This window comes from Tunicatimonas sp. (genome assembly GCF_049647865.1).
GTDB lineage: Bacteria > Bacteroidota > Bacteroidia > Cytophagales > Cyclobacteriaceae > Tunicatimonas.
Window position 1 is genome coordinate 1 of record NZ_JBARYM010000070.1, and the last position, 5,334, is coordinate 5,334.

General features: G+C 46.0%; 6 protein-coding genes. 1 reads left to right on the forward strand and 5 read right to left on the reverse strand.

What is annotated here, in order from left to right; translation table 11 throughout:
• From WBA23_RS02560 to ispF, 5 genes are all read right to left on the reverse strand, one after another.
• Positions 1 to 233: DUF1572 family protein (locus WBA23_RS02560; protein WP_424580680.1), on the reverse strand; the 233-nt coding region annotated here is incomplete at its 3' end.
• 89 nt (positions 234 to 322) lie between these two features.
• Positions 323 to 826 (reverse strand): methylated-DNA--[protein]-cysteine S-methyltransferase, encoded by a 504-nt coding sequence (locus tag WBA23_RS02565; protein ID WP_424580681.1) that lies wholly within the window; start codon positions 824 to 826, stop codon positions 323 to 325.
• A gap of 4 nt (positions 827 to 830) precedes the next feature.
• Complete coding sequence (locus WBA23_RS02570; RefSeq protein WP_424580682.1) at positions 831 to 1,649, reverse strand: sugar phosphate isomerase/epimerase family protein; 819 nt, start codon at positions 1,647 to 1,649, stop codon at positions 831 to 833.
• An 84-nt stretch (positions 1,650 to 1,733) separates the two neighbouring features.
• Positions 1,734 to 2,840, reverse strand: coding sequence for a fatty acid desaturase family protein (locus WBA23_RS02575; protein WP_424580684.1), 1,107 nt, complete (start codon positions 2,838 to 2,840; stop codon positions 1,734 to 1,736).
• Positions 2,841 to 3,156: 316 nt separating this feature from the next.
• Positions 3,157 to 3,639 (reverse strand): 2-C-methyl-D-erythritol 2,4-cyclodiphosphate synthase, encoded by a 483-nt coding sequence (ispF, locus tag WBA23_RS02580; protein WP_424580685.1) that lies wholly within the window; start codon positions 3,637 to 3,639, stop codon positions 3,157 to 3,159.
• Between the two features lie 257 nt (positions 3,640 to 3,896).
• On the opposite strand from ispF, the gene WBA23_RS02585 reads away from it, so the two are divergent.
• The gene (locus tag WBA23_RS02585) at positions 3,897 to 5,114 is read left to right on the forward strand and encodes an NADH-quinone oxidoreductase subunit D (RefSeq protein WP_424580686.1); all 1,218 of its coding nucleotides are present in this window, start codon (positions 3,897 to 3,899) and stop codon (positions 5,112 to 5,114) included.
• Positions 5,115 to 5,334: the final 220 nt, after the last annotated feature.

The window sequence follows — 5,334 nt, forward strand, 5'->3', positions numbered from 1 at the left end:
TCAAATTCCTCATCACGATTACGCCACTCCTTTTCTCCGTCGGTAGTGAGAAAATCAGTCCAGCGAGAGAGCATATTGCCCGCTAGATGGTTGACAATGACGGCAATAGACTTATTATCCGGATTAGGTTCCCAGAAAAGCTCAGCTTCGGTAAGTTGAGCGAAGGTTTTATCGCCCAGCGAGCGATAGTAAGCAAACTGCTTCTTTACACTTTCCAAATAGTTTTCTATCATAGCATGATCTTTTAAGCAGATTTGAAACTAGAACTGCTGCACAGCATGGGTGCGTAGCAGAAATACAATCTACATTATCTCCTTCCGTCCTAAAACAAACTCAGCACCCCGTGGGCAATTCGCTTCTCGTGATCAAGCAACCACTTCTTACGCCACATGCCACCGTTGTAGCCGGTGAGGTTACCACTGGCCCCGATAATGCGGTGGCAAGGAATTATAATCGCAATCTGGTTCTTCCCATTGGCTAAGCCTACCGCCCGGCTGCTCTTCGTACTTCCAATCTGCTGAGCCAACTTGCCGTAAGTGCGGGTTTCACCAAACGGAATCTTTAGGAGTTCTTGCCACACAGTTTGCTGAAAAGATGTTCCTTCTTGCTGAAATTGTAATCCAAAGGTGCGCCGCCACCCAGCGAAGTATTCATCCAAGTGCAAAGCGCAGCGCCGAAGTAAAGGGGGAGCTTCACTAGCTGGTATTGCTTTGTCTGCCAGTTCGCTATGCAGATCAGCGTAGCGAATTCCGCTAATAAACGAATCATTACCGCTGATTAGTAATTCGCCCAAAGGCGATGAGTGCGCAATAGTGAAGGTACGCATAGCATTACACGTGCTGTTGGTAAGCGTCTATAATTTGGGTAAGAAATTCGCTCTGATCCATACTCCAGTATCGGTTCGAGAATATCTCTACTTCGATCATTCGCTTAAATCCCGCTTCTTCTACCCACTTCCGAATTTGCGGTACATCAATACAGCCTTCACCCATCAAGCCCCGATCCAGCAAAAAATCTTCAGTGGGTACTCGCCAATCGCACACGTGGAAGGCCGAAAGGTTACCGTTGCGTCCGCAGCGCATAATCTCGGATTGTAGTGCTTCGTCCCACCACAAATGATACACATCGGCAGCAATGCCTACCCAGGGGGAGTCGATTGCCTCGGCCATATCGTTGGCTTGCCCTAGCGTGTTCACCGCCGAGCGGGTGTCGGCGTACATAGGGTGCAGCGGCTCAATGGTTACTTGCACTTGATTAGCTTCAGCGTGAGGTAAAATCGCTTCAATCCCTTCCTGAATCTGCTGGCGCGAGGTGGTTAGCAACTGACCTGGTTCAGCGCCGCAAACCAGTACCACCATCGGGGCACCTAACTCGGCGGCTTCGTCAATCGCTCGTTTATTATCATCAGTTGCTGCCTGTCGTTTTTCGGCACTAGTAGCAGGAAAGAAACCTCCTCGGCAGAGCGAGACAATATCCAGGCCGTGGTTACGCAGGCGATCACCCGTTTGAGCAATGTTGCGACCTTCTAGCGCATCGCGCCATACGGTAATTCCCTGAACGCCAGCTTCAGCAAAGCGTTCGGATGATTCTTCAATACTCCAGGGTTTGGTAGTGATTGTATGAATGCAGAGTTGAGCGAGGTCTTTCACAGCAATAATAGATTAGTCGATAAATAGCGACTAAAATTACGAAAGGAAATTACTTACTCCAGCATTCCACTCGGTTTTCTTGCCCTACCCGGAGATAGAATAAGCGTGAGCCGGAATTTCACCTAAGCCTTTCATCATTTTAACGTGAGAGGCCAGCGCATCGCGAAAGCGAGTCTTCTCGTGGTATGGCAACTGAAACTCCTGCGCCGTTTGCTGCACAATGGGAGCAATAGCTTCGTAGTGGACGTGGCAAATGTTCGGAAACAAATGATGCTCCACCTGAAAGTTAAGCCCGCCTACGTACCAATTCAGAAAACGGTTGTTTCGCGCAAAATTGGCCGTTGTTTCTAACTGGTGAATAGCCCAAGCATTTTCAATATTACCTTCATCATTGGGTAGCGGCTGTTCCACTTCCTCTACAATGTGGGCCAATTGAAATACCAGGGTAAGGATATATCCGGCTGTAAAGTGCATGGCCAGCATCCCGATAATTACCTGCCACCATAACAGCGGAGTAATTAACATTGGCAGAGCTACTGTGAAAAAGAGATATAAAACCTTAGTGAAAATAAGTTTCCACAGTTCGCTAGTAAAATGCGATTTTTGCCGCTCTACCATTCCGATCTTATTGTAGTTCAGCAGCTTAATTAAATCGCTAATAATGAAGAATAAGGTATTAAAACCGTACAAAAAGAATACATATACATACTGGTAGCGGTGTATCCACTGCAACGGAGCATGCTTTGATAGCCGGATGACCAGCTTCGTACGAATGTCGTCGTCCAATCCATGAATATTGGTGTAGGTATGGTGCAATACATTATGTTGTATCTTCCAGACCACTGGGTTAGCTCCAATAAAATAGGTAATGTACCCTACCCAACGATTAACGGTGGCACTGCGGGAATAGGAACCGTGCAAGGCATCGTGCATCACTGACATGCCAATTCCTGCCATGGCTACGCCCATAACCACAGCGAACAGCAATAACCACCAAGCACTTATTGATAAGGTAAGTATGGCTACGTAAGCCCCTAGATAGAGTGCGGTAAGAATAACGGTTTTGGCTATCATCTTCCGATTGCCGTAGTGAGAGATGTCTTTATCCTTAAAATACTGATTAACTCGCTTACGCAAAGTGGAGGAAAAGGCTGACCGATCTGTATCGACAAACCGTGTTTGGTAGTTCATATGTATTCTTTTAATAGATGTACTTCTTTACTTACCATCAAAAAGAGAAGCCGAGAATTGAAGTATGCTATCCACTACGGTAAGCTTCTGGTGTCGGGGGTAAGGAAAAGCAAAATTATTGCCCCTCTACTACATATTGTTTCCGTAGAATGTTCATGGGCACGGCAAAATAGTATAAAAATCTGATTTACTGTGTACTCTGTACCAAAAACAGGTGGCATCTTCTAGTTTTGAACTTACTAGAGACAACTATTGATACGCAACAGGTAAGTTAGCGAATAGACTTAGGTAAGCGAAAATTTCTGTGAAGTAGATTTTAGCGAACCTTCTCAACAAGAGCTACTGCGTGGGTAGCCACACCTTCCTTCCGACCAACAAAACCCATCTTTTCAGAGGTGGTTGCTTTGATCGATATAGCTGATTGCTCCACTTGCATCACTTCAGCCATCATGGCCTTCATAGCAGGAATATGCGGATTTACTTTGGGAGCCTCTAGGCAGACAGTAGCATCGATATTGCCTAACTCGTAACCTTCTTTTCGGAGCAGTTGCATTACCTCTTTTAATAAAATCTTGCTGTCAACCCCTTTGTACTTAGGGTCAGTATCCGGAAAGTGAAAGCCGATATCGCGCAGGTTAGCTGCACCTAGCAAGGCATCGCAAATGGCGTGAATGAGCACGTCAGCATCTGAATGTCCCTTCGCTCCGTGGGTATGTTCCAAACGAATGCCGCCTAACCAAAACTCACGCCCGGCTTCCAATTGATGCACATCGTAGCCGTAGCCAATTCTAATGTTCATAAGATAATTAATAGTTGATAATGGGTAGTTGACAGTTTGTAAGTGCTTGTAAATCAGTATTATAGTTTGAATATAACGTATAGTTTTGAGATCGAGCTAGTATAAATGCAATGATACAAAAAGTAACTCATTCAAGCTGGTTTTGCTTGAGGTGAAGGTTAAAAGCATATCTTACATACATTTATATCTTTTGCTATTTTCTATTGTTCGCTGTTAATTGCATCCGTCTTAGGCGGACATATTGTTCACTATTTTCTATGTCAAGCACTATTCAGTACCAGTACGAACCCGATCATCTCCAGAACTCTGAGCCTACCAAGTATCGGGCTGAGGACTTGACTCCCGAGCAGATGGTGATTAACATTGGGCCGCAGCATCCTTCTACCCACGGAGTATTGCGGCTGGAAGTAGTGACGGAAGGAGAGATTGTTGTAGACGTAGTGCCACACTTGGGCTACCTGCACCGTTGCTTTGAGAAACACGCCGAATCATTGCCCTACAACCAAATTATCCCCTACGTAGACCGGATGGATTACTTGGCGTCTATGAACTCTGAGCACGCTTATGCCATGGGAGTGGAGCGAATGCTAGGCATTCAGGATCAGATACCACCTCGAGTAGAGTATATCCGGGTATTGGTCGCTGAACTGAATCGTTTGGCTTCGCACTTTTTAGCGATTGGTACCTACGCCATGGATATTGGTGCCTACACTCCTTTTCTATGGATGATGCGCGACCGCGAGCACATTCAGCGAATGCTGGAGTGGGTTTGCGGTGCCCGAATGCTCTACAACTACATTTGGATTGGCGGATTGTTCTATGACCTACCCGTCGGCTTTGAGAAACGCTGCCAGGAGTTAGTTGCCTATCTACTGCCTAAACTAAGTGAATTGGAAAGCCTAGTAGTTGATAACAAGATTTTTGTAGAGCGTACCGCCAACGTAGGAGTGCTTCCGCTAGACTTAGCTATCAACTACGGAGTTTCCGGACCCATGCTGCGGGCATCGGGGCTGCGCTACGATCTGCGCCGAGTAGATAGTTACTCAGTTTATCCGGAACTGGATTTTGATATTCCGATCGGTGAAGGAAAAATGGGAGCAGTAGGTGATTGTTGGGACCGTACCTACGTGCGGGTGCGCGAATGCTACGAATCACTACGAATTATTGAGCAGTGTATCACTCAACTGACCGGCGATCATCAGCGTACCCGCGAATTTGATCCGCGGGCGGTAGTTCCAAAGAAAATTCGCCCCAAGCAGCAAGATTTGTACGTTCGAGCTGAGAATCCCCGGGGAGAACTAGGCTTCTATTTTCGGGCGGATGGACGAAGCGATATTCCCTTTCGCTGCAAAGCTCGTAGCTCTTGCTTTGTCAACCTTTCTATTTTAGCTGAGCTTAGCCGGGGCGGCATGATCGCTGACTTGGTAGCCATTCTCGGTTCTATTGATATTGTGCTAGGTGAGGTGGATCGCTAATTATCAGCTACTTTACATATTAAACATCAGACGTAATTTATTCATAGAAATTCAGTATTTAAATTACCCGTAAGGCTAGACTTTTGCCTGAGTAACTTTATTCTACAATACTGTCTAAATTTTATGTTTTATGGCATTTGCCCAAGTATTGAATGCAGGTGCCCGAGATGATCAGCCTTCTTACCTACAAAAGAAGATACGGAATGCCAACAGCGTAGCC